Genomic DNA, 18,315 nt, shown 5'->3' with positions numbered 1-18,315 from the left:
GTTGTCAGCGATACCCAGCCGCAACGAAAAAGGCGTCGCCGTGCCTAGCCTGGTTATATTATTTTTGATCCCAGCCAATGACCTCGCCATTCTCCAGGGTAACTCTCAGTGAATATCGGCCTTTTCCTGTTTTGTTGTACTTCCATACTTCTTTAGTTTTGGTTTTTAGCACCTTCTGGTCAATATCTACTGGCTTTCCCAGCGAATCCATGAGCTGCTCTTCGGACTGACCTTGCCAAAACATTTTCTTCATCAGCCGATCAACAAGCTCAGCATCGCCATACTTCTCCATAAGGCGCTCTCTTCTCATTTTTTCTTGGTAGTAACCCAACACGAAAAACCCAACCACCACCAATAATACCCACCAATACCATGCCATTCGTACGATCTCCCTTTAGATGTAACAGCGTATTAGACCGCAGCCTTAATTATTGCGATTATTGAACTGCTTCATTATCACGCATCGATAAAACAACCTTACGGGCCATCGATGCCAAAAAAACCTAAAAGATCATGTAACTACAAACCCAAATAACAAACAAGCCAGATCCCACTTAGTAATATCAACGCAGCCGCATTCTCACGACTAACGACGCACCACAAACATTGCCACCAACAAAAAGGCCCGGCAGCTTCCGCAACCAGGCCTTTTCGTCACTCAGTGGTCAATCACCTCAACCGCACTTGCTGTCGCCGCAAGACAGGCAGGTAGCGCACCCGTCCATCACAATCACCGCTTTGGTGTTGCACTTGCCGCACATGGTGGCGTTGGCGGGGTAGTCGCTGCCACTGTCGTCGTTGGTGGCTTTGTTTTGGCTGGCTTCAAACTCGGCGCGTTTCTCGGCGAGGATGCGCTTGGTGGTTTCACTCAGCTCGTCGCTTTCCAGCAGGCCAATGGCCTTCAGGTGCTTCTCGATCACGGCGCCGATTTCGGCAACCAGTGAGGGCATGAACACACCGCCTTTCTTGAAGTAGCCGCCGTTGGGGTCGTACACGCTGCGCAGCTCTTCCACCAGGAAGGTTACGTCGCCGCCTTTGCGGAATACCGCAGAGATTACGCGGGTGAGGGCGATAACCCACTGGAAGTGTTCCATGGATTTGGAGTTGATGAACACTTCGTACGGCTGCCGGCTTTCGTGGTCGGTGTCTTCGTTCAGCAGGATGTCATTGATGGTAATGTACATCGCATGCTCGGCCACCGGCGGTTTGATCTTGTAGGTGGTGCCCAGCAAGAAATCCGGCCGTTCGATGTTTTCGTTCATCTCTACCGGCTTGGTTTCAGCTATCACCGGTGCCTGGTGCTCGTTCGGGGTTTCGGTGTCGGCTTTCTTGACTCGGTAGCCGACAATCTTGTTGCTGATTTTCACTGTCATGTTCGTTGTCCTGTCTGTCGGTTTCCGGGATCAATATTTACCGTAAGTGCCTTCTTTAAGCGCATCAAACAGGTTGGCGGCGGTGTGGGTTTCGCCGTCGTACTCTACCTGTTCGTTGCCCTTGAGGGTCACTTTGCTGCCATCATCCAGGGTGAACTCGTACAGCGTGTTTTCGAGGTCTTTCTCTTTAACCAGTACGCCCTGGAAGGCTTCCGGGTTGAAGCGGAAGGTGGTGCACCCTTTCAGGCCCTTGTCGTAGGCGTACAGGTAAATGCCTTTGAAGTCCTGGTACGCGAAGTCTGTGGGCACGTTGGCTGTTTTGGAAATGGAGGAATCTACCCATTTCTGTGCCGCTGCCTGAATATCCACGTGCTGCGTGGGGGTTACATCATCGGAGGTGGTGAAGTAACTGGGCAGCTTTTTGTCTTCGTCTTCGGAGAAGGGCATAGCGCCGGGATTGACCAGATGGCGGTAGGCCAGCAGCTCGAAGCTGAATACGTCCACTTTCTCTTTGGTTTTACGGCCTTCACGGATGATGTTCCGGGCGTAATGGTGCGAGAAGCTTGGCTCAATGCCGTTACTGGCGTTGTTGGCCAGCGACAGGCTGATGGTGCCAGTAGGCGCGATGGATGTGTGGTGGGTAAAACGGCCACCTTTCTCGGCCAGCTTTTTCACCAGTTCCGGCTCAACGTGGCCAATCTGCTGCATGTAGCGGCTGTACTTGGCGTGCAGCAGCTTGCCTTTGAGGATGTCGCCCACTTTGTAGCCGTCTTTGGCCAGGTCCGGGCACTTGCTCATCATCTTGGGGGTGATTTCAAACTCGTCCTCCATGATGGGCGCCGGGCCTTTCTCCTCAGCCAGGGCCAGAGACTGGCGCCAGCCTTCCACGGCCATTTCCCGTACCACGTCTTCGGTGAACTGCACGGAATCGTCAGAGCCGTAGGGCATGCGCAGCATGGCGAGGGTAGAACCCAGGCCCAGGATGCCCATGCCGTGGCGGCGCTTGTAGGTGATTTCATGGCGCTGCTCGGCCAGCGGCAGGCCGTTGATTTCCACCACGTTATCCAGCATGCGGGTGAAGATGCCCACTACCTTGCGGTATTTCTCGTAGTTGAAGCTGGCTTTGTCGGTGAACGGGTAGTCCACAAACTTGGTCAGGTTCACGGAGCCCAGCAGGCAGCTGCCGTATGGGGGCAGGGGCTGTTCACCACAGGGGTTGGTGGCGCGGATGTCTTCGCAGAACCAGTTGTTGTTCATCTGGTTAACTTTGTCGATCAGGATGAAGCCTGGCTCGGCGTAGTCGTAGGTGCTGGTCATGATGGTGTCCCAGATGAACTGGGCTTTCACCGTCTTGTAGATGCGGCAGGCAACCTTGCCTTCTTCGTTTACCACGTAGCCGTCCTGAACCGGGAAATCGCGGTACAGGAACTGCTCGGCGTTGTTCAGGTCCAGGCCTTCGTCTTCCACTTCCTTCTTGGTGACGGGGAAGGAGAGGTGCCAGTCGTCGCCGTTGCGTACGGCTTCGATGAAGTCTTCGGTGATCAGCAGAGACAAATTGAACTGGCGCAGGCGGCCGTCTTCACGCTTGGCCTGGATGAATTCGATGACGTCGGGGTGGTGTACATCGAAGGTGGCCATCTGGGCACCGCGGCGGCCACCGGCAGAAGACACGGTGAAGCACATGCGGTCGAAGATATCCATGAACGACAGCGGGCCGGAAGTGGTGGCGCCGGCGCCGGCGACGTAGGCACCGCGGGGGCGCAGGGTTGAGAACTCATAACCGATACCACAACCGGCCTTGAGGGTAAGGCCCGCTTCGTGGTTTTTCTCCAGGATGTCGTTCATGGAATCCTGAATACTGCCGGATACCGTGCAGTTGATGGTGGAGGTGGCAGGCTTGTGGGCTTCCGCACCGGCGTTGGAGGTGATCCGGCCAGCCGGAATGGCACCGTTCTGCAGGGCCCAGAGAAACTCCTTCATGTACTTGTTGCGTACATTCTTGTTCTCCACTTCCGACAAGGCCTTGGCAACGCGCTCGTAGGTTGCGTTGATGTCTTTGTCGACCGCTTCGCCTGTCTTGGTCTTCAGCTGGTACTTGCTGTGCCAGATATCAAGCGACGCTTCCTGCATGGGAATCGTTGTGATCACTGCCTGTGCCTTAGCGTTCATTGCCACCCTCGGTTTCCAGTATGTCTCGTTTTGATGGTGCCGTCCCCGGCGCCATGCCCCTTTTTTAATGGTGTTGCGTTCTTACTGCCGGCCTGTTTTTTGGTCAAAAACACTAGATGTGGTATTTGCCTGGCGGAAGGTGCCGCCTGTTCAGAGCCGGTGGATTGCCTTTATCTTGCTGTCGGAGTTGCTTTTGCCGGCTTTCCCGGCGCCCGCGTGGCGGGCTGTGTGGTTGTTATTTGCCCTATATATGGGCTTCTTGTTCCTGAAGTATAACAGGATATAGTGGTCTGTGAATAAGAGAGCAACTATTGAATGAGCTTTGAGTGCAAAGAAAATCAATGGAAGAATACTTGCAACGCGCAAAATCCCTGCTGTGTGGGCGTTCAGCGCGGTTTCGGGGGAATCACTAGATGTTGTGGTTAAAAAGCGTTCAGTGAAAATTGTTGTGATGTGCAAGTTTTTGTGATGTCTGCACGTATCGAGATGCGACGTGTCGGTAGAGTATGAGGGTGGCGTCGTAACACCGCAGTGGCCCACAGGAAGTGATAACTACTATAAAAGGAAAAGAACAATGAAAGGCCTGAAACCTACCATGCTTGCGCTGTGTGTTGCGGGGGCAGCCCCTGCCGCCATGGCGTTCCAGCCGTTGGATGAAATCTCGATGGGTAACATCACCGGTCAGGCGGGTGTCACTATTGAGCTGGAAACCCGGCTGAATATTGATCGGTTTATCTACACGGATGAGGGATCGTTGGTGATTAACGATATCTCTGTGGGTGGTACCAACCGTATTGACCTGTTCCCGGAACTGGGCTTTAACCTGACCGGAGCCGCGCCCAGCGACAAGCTGGACAACGTTCGGATCAATATCGACATTGCCAATGACGGCGATGCCATTATCAACATTCTCCCGATGACCTTCGGGGCTGTGGATATGCGCATCACCACCGGGGCCTGGGACCTGACCGGCACCGATGGCAGCACCACCATTATGGATAACTTCCAGATGGACATGCTGATTGGCTCTGGCACCATCCGGGTGGATACCGCCACGGATACCCTGAGGCTGTTAACGGATTTCGCCATTGATGACATGGACTTTGATATTCCGTTCCTGGCCATGGGCATCCGGGATCTCCGGCTCACCGGAGCGGATTATGACCTGCAGGCCCCTCAGCCCTTGCGGCTGTTCGCTAATGTCGATCTGGATATTTTCAAGGGTGCCAATGCCGCTGGCACGGAGGTTCTGGCCATTGAGATGGACAGCTTCCGGGCTGACCTGAGCATTGGTGGTGTGTTGATTGGTGGCACGTCGATTGGGTCGGTCATGCTGGACGACCTGGCGATTACCAATACCTCGATGCGCATTTACGGCCACTAACGGCTTTAACTGTGTAATAGAAAAACGGGGCCTTCGTGGCCCCGTTTTCTATTGCGGAAATGGCTTAGCCCAGTAACAGGCTGTCGTCGTCCACTTCCAGCCCGCGCTGTTTCTCGAACAGGCCGAGCAGGTCTTTCACTTCCAGTCCTTCCCGGTCTTTACCGGCAATGTCGAACACCACCTGGCCCTGGTGCAGCATGACTGTGCGGCTGCCCACTTCCAGCGCTTGCTTCATGCTGTGTGTGACCATCAGGGCGGTCAGTTTCTGTTCTTCAATGATCTTTTGCGTGAGCTCCAGAACAAAGTTGGCGGTTTTCGGGTCCAGGGCAGCGGTGTGCTCGTCCAGCAACAGGATGCTGGAAGGCGTCAGGCTGGCCATCAGCAGGCTGACAGCCTGGCGCTGACCACCGGAGAGCAGGCCCATCTTGTCGCCAAGGCGGTTTTCCAGGCCCAGTTTCAGGGTGGCCAGGCTGTCCCGGAACTGCGGCAGGTATTTGCTTTTTACCGCTGTGGTAAGGCCACGGCGCTGGCCGCGCTTGATGGCCAGTGCCAGGTTTTCCTCGATGGAGAGGTTCTCACAGGTGCCGGCCAGGGGGTCCTGGAATACCCGTGCCACGCGCGAAGCCCGTTTGTGGGTGGGCAGGCGGGTAACGTCCTGGTTGTCGACAATAATCTGGCCGCTGTCCACCATCACCTCGCCCGAGAGGGCGTTCAGGAAGGTGGATTTGCCGGCCCCGTTACTGCCGATAACGGTCACAAACTCACCCTGGTTAACGGTCAGGCTCATACCCCGCAGTGCCGGGTTTTCCAGTGGCGTACCCTTGCCGAAGGTAAGCCGTAGATCGGTTGCGCTGATCATAGTGCCTCCTCAGGCTTTTTTGCGGCTGAAGCGGTTAGTGAGATTGGTGCGAACGCCGGGCAGAACAATCGCCAGGGTAACCAGTACCGCAGTAATCAGGTTCAGATCCTGGGCCTGCAGGCCAAGTACGTCTGCATTCAGTGCGAAGGCAATGGCCAGGCGGTAGATGATGGCGCCGATCACGCAGGCCAGCAGGGCACGCATAACGGTAGACGGAGTGAGTACCGCCTCGCCGCCAATGAGGGAGGCCAGGCCGATAACAATCACGCCCACACCCATGGTGACGTCGGCCGCCCCCTGGCTCTGGGCGAACAGGGCGCCGGCCAAGCCAACCAGGCCGTTAGACAGGGCTACACCGAGGATAATCATACCGCCGGTGGCAATGCCCTGTGCCCGCGCCATGCGGGCGTTGGAGCCGGTGGCTCGCATGGCCAGGCCAGTTTCCGATTTCATGAAGCGCCACAACAGCACCAGGGATACCGCCACGACGATCAGGAACAGAATCACCGGTACCTGGTGGAACTCCAGGCCGAGGGAATACCAGGGCGTCAGCACCGTTTCTTCTGACAACAACGCGATATTCGGCCGGCCCATGATGCGCAGGTTTACCGAGTACAGCGCAATCATGGTCAGGATTGAGGCTAGCAGGTTCAGGATGTTGAGTTTGACGTTCAGGATGGCTGTTACAGCACCTGCCGCCATGCCTGCCAGCGCGGCGAAGCCGGTGGCGACCCACGGGTTCCAGCCTTCCAGGATCAGAACGGCGGCTACGGCGGCACCCAGGGGGAAGCTGCCGTCCACTGTCAGGTCGGGGAAGTCGAGAACACGGAAAGAGAGGTAAATACCAAAGGCAACCAGGCCGTAGATCAGGCCGGTTTCAAGAGCACCGTAGAATGCGATTTCACTGAGCATGGGTAGTTAATCACCGTGAAAGAAAACGGGCGGGCCCTTGTGGGGTCCGCCCGTGTTGGTCAGGCGTTACTTGTCGCTTTTGACGACTTCTTTTGCGTCCTGGATGAGGTCTTCGGACAGGGTAATACCCATGCGCTCACCGGCGGCCGGGTTTACGTAAAGGTCCAGCTCTTCCATGGTTTCAACGGGCATGTCGGCGGTGCCGGCACCTTCCAGAATGCGCACAACCATGGCGCCGGTCTGGCGGCCGTGGTTGTAGTAGTTGAACCCAAGAGCGGCAACCGCGCCACGCTCGACAGTGGCGGTGTCTGCCGCGAATACCGGAATCTTGGACCGCTCGCCAACGGAAATCACCGCTTCGGCAGCACTGATCACGGTATTGTCGGTGGTCAGGTAGATGGCATCTACCTTGCCAACCAGTGACCGGGCCGCACCCAGTACTTCAGAGGTCTTGGTGGCAGCACCTTTAACCAGCTGCATGTCGCGGGCCGCCAGGCGCTCGTCGAGCAGATCGATCAGGGCGGCGGCATTCGCTTCACCGGGGTTGTAAACGGTGCCGATGCGCTTGGCATCCGGCATGATGCGCTGGAGCATGTCCAAATGCTTCTCAATAGGCAGCATGTCGCTTACGCCAGTGATATTGGCGCCCGGAGCCTCAAGGCTCTGGACCAGTTTGGCCGCTACTGGGTCTGTCACTGCGGAGAACACAACCGGAATGTTGCGGGCTGCGGCTGCTACTGTCTGGGCAGACGGGGTAGCGATGGCAACAATCACGTCCGGGCTTTCACCCACAAACTTGCGGGCAATCTGGGAGGCAATCGCTGAGTTGCCCTGGGCGCTTTCGTGCATCAGGCGTAGGTTTTCACCCACGCGGTAGCCGCGTTCGGCCAGTTCATCTTTGATGCCTTCATGAGCGGCATCCAGTGCCGGGTGCTCAACAATCTGCGTGATGGCAACTACACGGGTTTCTTCAGCCTGAACCAGGCTTGCTGCTGCCAGCAGCGAAGCGCCGATCAGGGTGCGCAAGGTCTTCTTGGCCATATGCCCATCTCCGAGTCAGTGACTGATGTCCCCGTTTGCCGGGGCGGAAAAATGAAAGTGCGCAAGTTTACCACAGGGATATAGGTTTCGGGGTAGGGATGGGCGATACTTTATCAGTTGCTATTGCGCATTTGTCTGAAATGCAGATATTTTGGTTTGGTCACGTTTTGACGTGCAGGGGTGTGTTGAAATAGGCTACGAAAGTCTAATAATACGATACCCCCCAACTATAAAGACAAACTAGGAAGGTCCATGGACACAACAAACAAACTTCCCCTCGATATGCTGTACCACTGGGAAGCCACGAAAGCTGATTCCCCTTACATGACTCAGCCAATTGGCAACGGCAAGGTGGTTGAATACACCTGGGGCCGGGCAATTGATGAAGCCCGCAGGATGGCGTCTTACCTGAAGTCCCTTAACCTGCCGGAAAAGAGCCGCATTGGCCTAATTTCTAAAAACTGCGCGCAATGGATCATGACCGACTGGGCGATCTGGTTGGCTGGCCATATTTCCGTACCCCTGTACCCGACCCTGAATGCGGATACCGTCAACTACATCCTGAACCACGCCGAATGCGAGGTTCTGTTTGTGGGCAAGCTGGACGACTGGGACAGCATGAAGCCGGGCGTTCCGGATTCCGTGCGTTGCATTTCCTACCCTCTTAGCCCGCCCAACGATTTCGAGACCTGGGACGACATCGTGGCCAAGTATCCGCCGCTGGAAGGTCAGGTGCACCGTGAGCCGGAAGAGCTGGCAACCATCGTGTACACCTCTGGCAGTACCGGCCGCCCGAAAGGCGTGATGCTCAGCTTCCAGAACATGGCCTTCGCTGCTGCAGGCGGTATCCAGACTCTGGGCGTTGGCCCTGAGGAGCGGATGCTGTCTTACCTGCCTCTGGCCCACGTATTTGAGCGCACCTTTGTAGAGCTGGGTTCCTTGTATGCCGGTTTCCATCTGTACTTTGCCGAGTCTTTGGATACCTTTGTCCAGGATTTGCAGCGGGCGCAGCCGACGCTGTTCCTGTCTGTGCCGCGCCTGTGGGTGAAGTTCCAGCACGGTGTGCTGCAGAAGGTGCCCAAGCAGAAGCTCGAGCGGTTGCTGAAGATTCCGCTGGTCAACAAGCTGATCAAGAAGAAAGTCCTCAAAGGCCTTGGCCTGGACAAGGTCAAGCTGGCTGGCTCCGGCTCCGCGCCGCTGTCCAACGATGTGCTGGACTGGTACCGCAACCTGGGCCTGGAGCTGCTGGAAGGCTACGGCATGTCTGAGAACTTTGCCTATTCGCACATGAACAAGCCGGGCCGTACCCGTACCGGTTACGTGGGCGAGGCGCTGCCGGGTGTTGAGGTGAAAATCAGCGAGCAGGGCGAAGTGTTGGTGAAGAGCCCGGCCACCATGATGGGTTACTACAAGGACGAAGAGAAAACCAAGGAAACCTTTACCGAGGATGGCTTCCTGAAGACCGGCGACAAGGGCGAGATCGATGAGATGGGCCGCCTGAAGCTGACGGGCCGCATCAAGGAGATCTTCAAGACCAGCAAGGGCAAGTACATTGCCCCTGCGCCGATTGAGAATCGTCTGATGTCCCATGACGCCATTGAAATGGTGTGTGTGTCTGGTGCCAACCAGACCCAGCCCCATGCCCTGGTGCTGCTGGGTGAGGAGATTCGCCCGAAGATGGCCGATGAAAGCTTCCGCAAGGAAATTGAAGAGAGCTTCACTCAGCTGATCAAAGACGTGAACAAAACCGTTGATCCCCACGAGCAACTGGCGTTCATTACTGTGGTCAGCGATGAGTGGTCCATCGAGAACAGCTTCCTGACCCCGACGCTGAAGCTCAAGCGTAACGTGGTTGAAGACGCCTACCAGGAGAAAGTGGATAGCTGGTACGCGAAGAAGCAGCCGGTCATCTGGCAGTAATCGCAGTAGGCACAACGCAGAAAACAGAAAGGCCCGGCAATTTGCCGGGCCTTTCTGTTTATGGGCCAGGTTCTGAGTCAGCGGAAATCAGGTCATGGTTCTGGAGTTGGAAATTGACCGGCTCATCAGAATGATCGGAATGATGCCCGCCAGCACGATGATCAGGGAGGGCAGTGCACTGTGGTACAGCTGCTCATCGGAAGCAAACTGGTACACGTAGGTGGCCAGGGTTTCGTAGTTGAATGGACGCAGTATCAGGGTGGCGGGCAGTTCCTTCATGCAGTCTACAAACACCACCAGGGCCGCTGTCACCAGGGTGCCCCTGAGCATGGGCAGGTGCACCTTCACCAGGGTTTTACCGGGTGTGTGGCCCAGTGAGCGCGAGGCCATGTCCATGCTGGGTGTGATTTTTTGCAGGGCGCTTTCCACACTGCCAGCGGAAACCGCCAAAAAGCGAACCGTGTAGGCAAACACCAGGGCAAACGCAGTGCCGCTCAGCAGCAGGCCGGTGCTGAAGCCAAAGTAATCCCGCATCAGGCCATCGAACCAGTTGTCGAAACCGGCCAAAGGAATAATGACCCCAACCGCAAGCACCGCGCCGGGCATGGCGTAACCCAGGCTGGAAAGGCGCATCAGCACCTGCATGCCCCGGGTATTGTGCAGCCGGCGGCTGTAGGCGAGGGTAACACCAATCAGCAGGGTGGTCAGCGCTGCGGTACCAGACAGGAACAGGCTGTTAAAGGTGTTGCGAATGAAGTTCGGGTTCCAGCTTTCATCAAAGTATTCCCAGGCGTAGTAGCCAAGGGTGGCGCCCGGAATGATGAACCCGAATACCAGTGGGACGGCGCATACGGCCAGGCAAATCATCTGCCGCGGAAAAGACATGGTAAAGCGGTGGATGGGGTCGCGGTTATCGCGGGCGGCAAATTGTTGCTGGCGCCGGCGAGAGTAGCGTTCCAGTGTCACCAGGATCACCACGAACATAAGCATGGTGGTGGCGATCTGGGCCGCTCCGCCCAGGTTGCCCAGGTTCATCCAGGTATCGAACAGGCCCAGGGTGAGGGTTTGTACGGCAAAGAAGTCGACGGTGCCGAAGTCGTTCAGGGTTTCCATCAGTACCAGTGACAAGCCTACCGCGATGGCGGGCCGGGCGATGGGCAATACCACCCGGAAAAACGTACTGATGGCCGAATGGCCAAGGCTGCGGCTGACCGCAAACAGCGACGGCGATTGCTCCATGAAGGCAGCGCGGCCCAATAGGTAAACGTAAGGGTACAGCACCAGGCCGATCATCAGGACCGCCCCTTCCAGGCTGCGAATTTCCGGGAACCAGTAGTCTGCGGCGCTTTGCCAGCCAAACCATTCCCGTAGGGCTTTCTGGACCGGCCCCGCGTAGTCGAGCAGGCTGGTATAAACGTAGGCAATCACGTAGGCCGGCACCGCAAAGGGCAGCAGCAGGGCCCACTCGAAGAATTTTCGCCCCGGGAACTCGCACATGGTGACCGCCCAGGCGGTGGAAAGCCCGATGATCAATGTGAGAATGCCCACGCCAATCATCAGTTTGATGGTGGTTGTGAGGTAGCGGGGCAGGGTGGTTTCCATCAGGTGTGGCCAGATGTTCTCATCAGGGAACAAGGCCAGGTAAAGCACAGAGAAGACCGGTAAAGCGACAATGGCCGTGGTGATCAGGGCACTGATCATCCATCGTTTCGAGGTGCGTTTGGCCAGAAGTGGTTGCGAAAGCCCCGGATTGGCACTGGAAACGACCTCGGTCATGCTTGTCCCGTTATGGAAGTGGTGATGAGAAGAATTGCGATTTTAGATACTGAGGGGGCTCACTGCAATGACGGGGGTCATTTCTGTCTCTTAAACAGACACTAAAAAGGGTACCAACGTGCTGTTGGTACCCTTTCTGATAGGCGCCTGATGTCGGCGCCAATTGGTTAGCCGTCGTAGTCGACGCGATCAATCAGGCGAACGGCTGAGTTGCGGTTGTTGGCGATTTCCTGCAGCGACAGGGTGTCCGGGTTCATTTCGCCCCACTCAGCAACCATGCCGGTTGGCTTGACTTCCGGGTTTGCCGGGTACTCAGAGTTGGCCTCGGCGTAGATGCGCTGTGCGCTCGGTGAGGACAGGAACTCGATCAGCTTGATGGCGTTGTCCTTGTTGGGCGCGCTCTGGGTCAGAGAAATACCACTGATGTTCACGTGAGTGCCACGATCGTTAGCGTTCGGGAACACCAGGTTGACCTGCTCGGCGGTCGGGCGCTGGTTTTCGTCCATCAGCATGTTGCCGTAGTAATAGCTGTTACCCAGGGCAAGGTCGCACACGCCTTCGGCAATAGCTCTGATCTGGTCACGATCACCGCCCTGGGGCTTGCGTGCCAGGTTGTCTTTAACGCCCTGGAGCCACTCCTGAGCCTTTTCTTCGCCATGATGGGCGATCATGGAAGACACCAGCGCTACGTTGTACGGGTGCTTGCCGCTACGGGTGCAGATACGACCTTTCCATTTTGCATCGGTCAGGTCTTCGTAGGTGCTGATCTCGCCTTCTTCAACCCGGTCTTTGGAGGTGAAGATCAGGCGGCCACGGGTGGTCAGGGCAAACCACTTGCCGTCCGGGTGACGCAGGTTTTCCGGAATGTTTTTGTTAACGGTGTCGCTGTCTACTTCCGCGACCAGGTTTTTTTCAACCAGCTCGTTGATGCGGGAGATATCGACCGTCATAACCACGTCGGCCGGGCTGTTACGGCCTTCACGTTCCAGACGTTCTGCCAGACCCTGCTTGGCGAAGACAACGTTGGTCTTGATGCCGGTTTCATCGGTAAAGGCATTCAACAGCGGCTCCAGCAGATAAGCCTGGCGGTAGGAATAGATGTTTACTTCGCCATCGGCGGTGGCAGCCATCGGTGTGGCGGTCAGGGCGATGGCAACAGCGGCTGCTAGTTTCATTCGCATAGTGTTTTCCTTCCTTTTGTCTGGCTCACCTGATAGATAAACTCACAGGCAGTTAAAAACGACAACTATTCTCATTGCTATCACGGTTTGAGTCAATAACGCCGGAGGGATATTTGTGTAAAAATGGTGTTATGCTTGATAACACTATAAAAAACAGGCCAAAAACAGGGTCCCGGGGTATGGTAGACAATGATCGCAGAGTGCACAGCCGCACCGCTTTGAGTGCGAAAGTTAAGGTGGTACACGAACAGTTTGGTGAATTCGTGTTTTCAACCCGGGATATCTCGGACGGAGGCGTATTCATCGTACTCAACGACGAGCCTTTTGCGCCGCAGTTAGGCGATAAGGTAACCGTGCAGGTGCAGGGTTTGCCGGTGCCGGCACCTACACTCGATATGGTGGTGGTGCGGCAGACCAACGACGGTTTTGGCCTGCAGTTTGACCAGAATGATGAATAGTCCGTGGAATGTCCCCGCCCAATCCCGATAATGGAAGCCTTCGAGTCTGAGTTTTGAAAGGACGGCTTTACTGATGACTTTCGCTTTTTCAGGGCGTTCCGGGTTAGTGGCGGTGTTGTGTTCATTGCTTGTGTTGAACGGCTGCGCCAGTTACTACACACACTATGCGATGTTCCCGGCCGAGACCTCCGCAGGCGAAACCCGCCAGGTGAGGGTGTCCTGGCAAAGTGCCGAATACCCCGGCTGGTGGCTGGCCAACAACAAGGCGACGCCTATCCGGCTGGAAACCCAGTGCAGCGAAAGGGTGTGGCGTATCACTGACCAGAACCACAGTGACAGCGGCGCCTGTGGCGAGGGTATCAGGGCCTGTGGTGAGCCTGGGAAAGACCGAATCGCAGCCACTGGCCAGCCGGCTACGGGCAAGGACGTATGTGTCGCGGTTGAGCAGGGAACAAACCTGCAGGGAGTCGCTGATGTCGGATCGAGTTTCGGCCTGTTGGTAAGCTGCCGGCCGGAATCGGTAGTGGTTAAGCGGGGTGATGATGAGGTAAACATGGATTATCTGCGTCCGTCGCCGGTTACTTATATCGTTCACGCCAGAAAAGTTCCCAGGGGCACGCTCAGCGCCCGCCTGCCATCGTTCAACGAAAGTGAGTGCACAGAAGACTGACGAGTGTGGCATTCAGCCTGTGATGCCGTTCACGATGCTACATTTCGTTGCGGTTTGATAACTTGCGTTACTCCTTGTTTCCTTTCTGTGGTGTTTGGATACCAAACTGTAATGGTGTCTTTTAACCAGAGTGGCAAACTGGTTGATATCCAATAATCCAGTTTTCTGAGGTGTGCGGTGGGAGTCCAGCAGAAGAAAATCGCGGTTCATGATCTGGAGGTCGGCATGTTCGTGTCTGACCTGGATCGGCCGTGGCATCAGACCCCATTCCCCATTCAGGGCTTCTATATCCGCTCCCAGAACGACATTCGGGCGCTGGTTTCCCACTGTAAGTGGGTGATGGTCGATGTGGCTGAGAGCCGGGATTCTGCCGCCCTGAGTAAAGAGACCGGAAAATCCTTCCGTAAGGCGTCCACCAGCCGTACCAACGGCCGGGAGGAGCTGCAACTGGCTCCGTTGAGTATTCGTGAGCCAGTCATCTACCAGACCGCCACCACGCTCAAGAGAGAAGTAAAGGTTTCCCGCCGCTTGCTGGCGGATGCTGAGAAAGCGCTTAAGGAGACATTCGCGACAGCCCAATCTGGCCAGATGCCGGATCTTCGGCCGGCTGCTGAGGTGGCCCGTAAAATGGTGGCAAGTGTTGCCCGCCAGCCGGATGCGTTGTTGTGGCTGAGCCGCACCCGTCAGTATGACGATTACATCTATCGCCATGCGATCAATACCGCCGTTTGGGCATTGGTCTGTGGTCGTCAGCTTGGTCTGAATGAGGGCCTGCTGAACCATCTTGGCACCGGTTGTTTGCTGTCTCAGGTGGGCAAGACCGAGCTGCCGAAAGACCTGCTGATGCGCGAGCATCAACTCGGGCCGGAAGAATACGCGGAGTATCGTAGCTACGTTACCCGGGGCGTGAAACTGCTTGAACACGCCGGCTTGTCACGTGCGGTGATGAGTGTGGTGCAGGGGCATCGGGAACGTCACAACGGTTCCGGTTTCCCGCAGGGGATCCGTGGCGACCGTATTCCGCTGCTGGCCAAGGTGGCTGGCATCGCTGAGTTTTTTGAATCGATGACGGCACCCCGTGATGATCAGCAGCCCTTGACCCCCGCTAAAGCGGTTTCCCTGCTGTACGACATGCGCAATATCGAATTCCAGGAGGACCTGGTTGAGGCCTTTATTCAGGCCATTGGTATCTACCCGACCGGTTCACTGGTGGAGCTGTCCGACGGCCAGCGGGGTGTTGTGGTTTCCCACTCGCCAGAGCGTCGTCTATGGCCCCGGGTGATGGTGATGCAAGGCCCGGATTGCCAGCCCCTGAAAACCGCCAGGATTATTGATCTGGCGAAATTCAACCAATCTCGTCCGGCCTCTGAAGCGGTGACTGTAAGGGACTGCCTGCCCCACGGAACAGAGGGATTGGACCCAGCCCTTTACGATGTTACCGGTGGCGAATTCCGGTGGTCGCTGAACAGTCTGATCAATCGATAACAACCCGCAATTGTTTGCGTACCCAGCGGTAGGTGTTGCCTGGTCTGAAGTTGATAAGCAGTTCCGATTCTCCGCCGCTGGGCCCGGCCACAAAGTAGTCTACGTCTGCGTCTTGCCAGCTCCAGGAGTGGACAACGACATCCTGCTCCCGTTTGCTGATTGCCTCCAACTGAGCTAGTTCTGGCTCCCCACCGATCTTGCGGATGGCAACCGTCTTGATTTCGGTGTCGCTGGCGGCATGGTTGGCTTTATGGTCTGCCAGGTAATAGCGGCGCCCGATATCCCGGGTGATGGCATTCAGCTCCCGGCGTAGATAGGTTCTGGCCCGTTCGTTGTCTGCATCTTCCAGGGTCCGTACGGCCTGGAGAATCCGGTTGCGCAGGTTTTCCAGGTCTTCCCGGTAGTCGGTATCCGGATCAATGTCGTCGTCGTTTTCCGGCCGTGGCGGTGCGTTGTTGATGTCGTCGTCTGTGGGTGGGGCGGAGCAAAGCTCGTCGTCCTCCGGGTAGAAGCAGATCTGCGCCAGTAGTTGATTGGCGGGTGAGTCTTCTGCGGTGAACTCCGCCTGGTTGACGTTAAAATTCAGGGCGTTGGGCAGGTCCGGGTTGTCCAGGGCGGCGTTTAACTGGTCGATGACTCTTGTGCGTATATCAATGCCTGAGCCTTCAGGTACATTCTCTGTCCAGTTCAGGGCCATCAGAAACCGCGTCATGTTCAGCAGGGTGATGTTGTTGAGCTGCTGTTGTTCGCTGATGGTGTGATCCCGAAGTTCCTCGTCATTTACGCCGGGGGTGTTGAGGGCGTCCCGGGTCTCTGGCAGAAATTCGAGAAAGGTTACGTATTCCCGTGCCGGAACGTCAGAGACAATGGGCAGATTGCCAACGTTGAACGACAGGGTTTCGCCGGGATAGTAACGGAACCGGCCCTGATCATCGGTTGTGCCGGTCTGGCTGGCGGTTTGGTAATCGAGACCACTAACCCCCAGAAAGTGCACACGCCCGGTACTGGTGTCGTCTGAGCCGGAACTGCCACCGCTGTCCAGGCAACCTGCCAGAACAAACGCAGCGGAAAAATGTAAGAGCAGGCGGGTGAGGTGAACGAATCTCATAGTGTGTCGTACAATCCCTTCGCGTTGGCCTGGCGCATCCGGTGCCGGGTGTCAGGCTTTTTGTAAGTTGTTGTAACAGCATTATAGGGAGGGCGGCAGAGGTATATCGGGAAACCTGTCGCAGTTTCTGCGTTTGCCGGTGGTCTGCCTGGTTGTGCTCACCCCCCTTGATTTTCGTCAGATCGCCACAATCACCTAGCTCTCTACCTATTTGCCGGTTTCGGCACACGTTCCTCCCAGATAACGGTTTGGTTATGACCTACGCATTGGAAATTGAAGGGCTGGTCAAAAGCTACAGCAGTGGCTTTCAGGCGCTTAAGGGGATTGATCTTCAGGTACAGGAAGGCGATTTTTTCGCACTTCTGGGCCCGAATGGTGCTGGAAAATCCACCACCCTGGGCATTGTGTCTTCGTTGGTGAACAAATCCGGTGGGCGGGTGAAGGTGTTCGGCCATGACATCGATACCGAACTGTCCGCCGCGAAGCTGAACCTTGGAGTGGTGCCACAGGAGTTCAATTTCAACCAGTTTGAAAAGGTCTTCGACATAGTCACAACTCAGGCCGGTTACTACGGCATTCCACTCAAGCAGGCCAGGATCTCGGCGGAGAAGTACCTCCGGAAACTGGGCTTGTGGGACAAGCGCGACACCCCGTCGCGGATGCTGTCTGGCGGTATGAAGCGGCGGCTGATGATTGCCCGTGCGCTGGTGCATGAACCACGCCTGCTGATTCTCGATGAGCCCACCGCCGGCGTTGATATCGAGCTGCGCCGTTCTATGTGGCAGTTCCTGGAAGAGATGAACCGCCAGGGCACCACGATCATTCTGACCACTCATTATCTTGAAGAAGCCGAGGCGCTTTGCCGCAATATTGCGATCATTGACCACGGGGAGATTATCCGGCACACCAGCAAGCGCGAGCTGCTTAAACAGCTGAGTGTGGAAACATTCGTGCTGGATCTCGAGCAGCCCGTTGATGCCGCCCCGGAGCTCGAAGGCTTTCATTGCGAACTCAACGACGACGGGGCACTGGAGGCCGAGGTGGCCAAAGGGCAGGGCCTGAACGCCCTCTTTGTTGAGCTGGAAAAGCAGGGCATCAAGGTAATCAGCATGCGCACCAAAGCCAACCGGCTGGAAGAGCTGTTCGTGCGCATGGTGGAAGATAACGCCCGTGAGACCAACCGGCAGGCGGAGGTGACGGCGTGACCTTGCATGCTTTGTGGACCGCATTCTGTACCATTGTACTTCGAGAGATTCGCCGGTTTACCCGGATATGGCCCCAGACTCTGTTGCCGCCTGCGGTCACCATGACGCTGTATTTTATTATCTTCGGCAACCTGATCGGCTCGCGCATTGGTGAAATGGGTGGGTTTGACTATATGCAGTTCATTGTGCCGGGGCTGATCATGATGGCGGTGATCACCAACTCCTACGCCAACGTGGTGTCATCGTTTTTTTCCATGAAGTTTCAGCGCAGCATTGAGGAGCTTCTGGTGTCGCCGGTTCCCAACTGGACTATCCTGGCCGGTTACGTGGCGGGCGGTATGGCCCGGGGGCTGAGTATTGGCCTGGTGGTTACCTTGCTGTCTCTTGCTTTTACCCGGTTATCGATTCACAGCCTGCCCATGGTGGTAATGACGGTATTCCTGACATCGGCGTTGTTTTCCCTGGGGGGCTTCATTAATGCCATGCTGGCCACCAAGTTTGATGATATTTCCATTGTGCCCACGTTTGTGCTGACACCACTGACATACCTTGGTGGGGTGTTCTACAGCATCGATATGTTGCCGGGGTTCTGGCAGGGCGTGTCGATGGCCAACCCTATACTCTATATGGTGAATGGTTTCCGCTTCGGCATACTGGGTGTTTCAGACGTTAATCCGTTTGTCTCCCTTGGTATGATTCTGGTTTTCATTGTCCTTTTGGCGACCATTGCACTGCGTATGCTTGCCCGGGGCAAGGGTATCCGCCACTGACAGG

16 protein-coding genes are annotated in these 18,315 nt (G+C 56.2%); 7 read left to right on the top strand and 9 right to left on the bottom strand.

The features are described 5' to 3' along the window. Window positions 1-58 precede the first annotated feature (58 nt). The 3 genes from C7H10_RS17995 to C7H10_RS17985 all read right to left on the bottom strand — a co-directional run bounded on the left by C7H10_RS17995 (window position 59) and on the right by C7H10_RS17985 (window position 3,542). Window positions 59-379 (bottom strand): DUF2845 domain-containing protein, encoded by a 321-nt coding sequence (locus C7H10_RS17995; protein WP_106695912.1) that lies wholly within the window; start codon window positions 377-379, stop codon window positions 59-61. A 295-nt stretch (window positions 380-674) separates the two neighbouring features. Further along, the gene (locus C7H10_RS17990; protein WP_106695911.1) at window positions 675-1,373 is read right to left on the bottom strand and encodes a TSCPD domain-containing protein; all 699 of its coding nucleotides are present in this window, start codon (window positions 1,371-1,373) and stop codon (window positions 675-677) included. Window positions 1,374-1,403: 30 nt separating this feature from the next. Then, window positions 1,404-3,542 (bottom strand): adenosylcobalamin-dependent ribonucleoside-diphosphate reductase, encoded by a 2,139-nt coding sequence (locus C7H10_RS17985; protein WP_106695910.1) that lies wholly within the window; start codon window positions 3,540-3,542, stop codon window positions 1,404-1,406. A 574-nt stretch (window positions 3,543-4,116) separates the two neighbouring features. On the opposite strand from C7H10_RS17985, the gene C7H10_RS17980 reads away from it, so the two are divergent. Continuing rightward, window positions 4,117-4,926, top strand: a complete 810-nt coding sequence (locus C7H10_RS17980; protein ID WP_106695909.1) for a DUF6160 family protein — start codon at window positions 4,117-4,119, stop codon at window positions 4,924-4,926. 64 nt (window positions 4,927-4,990) lie between these two features. Here C7H10_RS17980 and C7H10_RS17975 read toward each other — a convergent pair whose 3' ends face one another. The 3 genes from C7H10_RS17975 to C7H10_RS17965 all read right to left on the bottom strand — a co-directional run bounded on the left by C7H10_RS17975 (window position 4,991) and on the right by C7H10_RS17965 (window position 7,738). Next, entirely contained in the window at window positions 4,991-5,785 is a 795-nt protein-coding gene (locus C7H10_RS17975; RefSeq protein ID WP_106695908.1) for an ABC transporter ATP-binding protein, read from the bottom strand. 9 nt (window positions 5,786-5,794) lie between these two features. Continuing rightward, on the bottom strand, window positions 5,795-6,697 hold the full coding sequence (locus C7H10_RS17970) for an ABC transporter permease (RefSeq protein WP_106695907.1): 903 nt from the start codon (window positions 6,695-6,697) through the stop codon (window positions 5,795-5,797). A gap of 66 nt (window positions 6,698-6,763) precedes the next feature. Then, window positions 6,764-7,738, bottom strand: coding sequence for an ABC transporter substrate-binding protein (locus C7H10_RS17965; RefSeq protein WP_106695906.1), 975 nt, complete (start codon window positions 7,736-7,738; stop codon window positions 6,764-6,766). A gap of 252 nt (window positions 7,739-7,990) precedes the next feature. Between C7H10_RS17965 and C7H10_RS17960 the strand changes: the two genes are divergently transcribed. Continuing rightward, window positions 7,991-9,658: an AMP-binding protein gene (locus C7H10_RS17960; RefSeq protein ID WP_106695905.1), complete on the top strand. Its 1,668-nt coding sequence runs from the start codon at window positions 7,991-7,993 to the stop codon at window positions 9,656-9,658. Between the two features lie 87 nt (window positions 9,659-9,745). Here the strand turns inward: C7H10_RS17960 and C7H10_RS17955 are convergent, their stop codons facing one another. Both C7H10_RS17955 and C7H10_RS17950 read right to left on the bottom strand, forming a co-directional pair. Beyond that, a complete protein-coding gene (locus C7H10_RS17955) occupies window positions 9,746-11,434 on the bottom strand; it encodes an ABC transporter permease (protein WP_061332109.1) in 1,689 nt (562 codons plus the stop codon). A 167-nt stretch (window positions 11,435-11,601) separates the two neighbouring features. Then, window positions 11,602-12,615, bottom strand: coding sequence for a Fe(3+) ABC transporter substrate-binding protein (locus tag C7H10_RS17950; protein ID WP_106695904.1), 1,014 nt, complete (start codon window positions 12,613-12,615; stop codon window positions 11,602-11,604). A gap of 179 nt (window positions 12,616-12,794) precedes the next feature. Between C7H10_RS17950 and C7H10_RS17945 the strand changes: the two genes are divergently transcribed. From C7H10_RS17945 to C7H10_RS17935, 3 genes are all read left to right on the top strand, one after another. After that, on the top strand, window positions 12,795-13,073 hold the full coding sequence (locus tag C7H10_RS17945) for a PilZ domain-containing protein (protein WP_058091120.1): 279 nt from the start codon (window positions 12,795-12,797) through the stop codon (window positions 13,071-13,073). 73 nt (window positions 13,074-13,146) lie between these two features. Further along, on the top strand, window positions 13,147-13,743 hold the full coding sequence (locus tag C7H10_RS17940; RefSeq protein WP_106695903.1) for a hypothetical protein: 597 nt from the start codon (window positions 13,147-13,149) through the stop codon (window positions 13,741-13,743). Between the two features lie 177 nt (window positions 13,744-13,920). Further along, window positions 13,921-15,228 carry a cyclic di-GMP phosphodiesterase gene (locus tag C7H10_RS17935; RefSeq protein WP_106695902.1) on the top strand — a complete coding sequence of 436 codons (1,308 nt, stop codon included), beginning with the start codon at window positions 13,921-13,923 and terminating at the stop codon, window positions 15,226-15,228. On the opposite strand, the gene C7H10_RS17930 is transcribed toward C7H10_RS17935, so the two are convergent. Further along, on the bottom strand, window positions 15,218-16,336 hold the full coding sequence (locus C7H10_RS17930; RefSeq protein ID WP_106695901.1) for an organic solvent ABC transporter permease: 1,119 nt from the start codon (window positions 16,334-16,336) through the stop codon (window positions 15,218-15,220). The genes C7H10_RS17935 and C7H10_RS17930 overlap by 11 nt on opposite strands. Window positions 16,337-16,590: 254 nt before the next feature. On the opposite strand from C7H10_RS17930, the gene C7H10_RS17925 reads away from it, so the two are divergent. Continuing rightward, window positions 16,591-17,541, top strand: coding sequence for an ABC transporter ATP-binding protein (locus tag C7H10_RS17925; RefSeq protein WP_061332121.1), 951 nt, complete (start codon window positions 16,591-16,593; stop codon window positions 17,539-17,541). Continuing rightward, window positions 17,538-18,311 carry an ABC transporter permease gene (locus tag C7H10_RS17920; RefSeq protein WP_058091115.1) on the top strand — a complete coding sequence of 258 codons (774 nt, stop codon included), beginning with the start codon at window positions 17,538-17,540 and terminating at the stop codon, window positions 18,309-18,311. Before C7H10_RS17925 ends, C7H10_RS17920 begins: the two co-directional genes overlap by 4 nt. Window positions 18,312-18,315: the final 4 nt, after the last annotated feature.

The organism is Marinobacter shengliensis (assembly GCF_003007715.1).
GTDB lineage: Bacteria > Pseudomonadota > Gammaproteobacteria > Pseudomonadales > Oleiphilaceae > Marinobacter > Marinobacter shengliensis.
The sequence above is the reverse complement of the archived record's forward strand: the minus strand, read 5'-3'. Positions and strand labels throughout refer to the sequence as shown.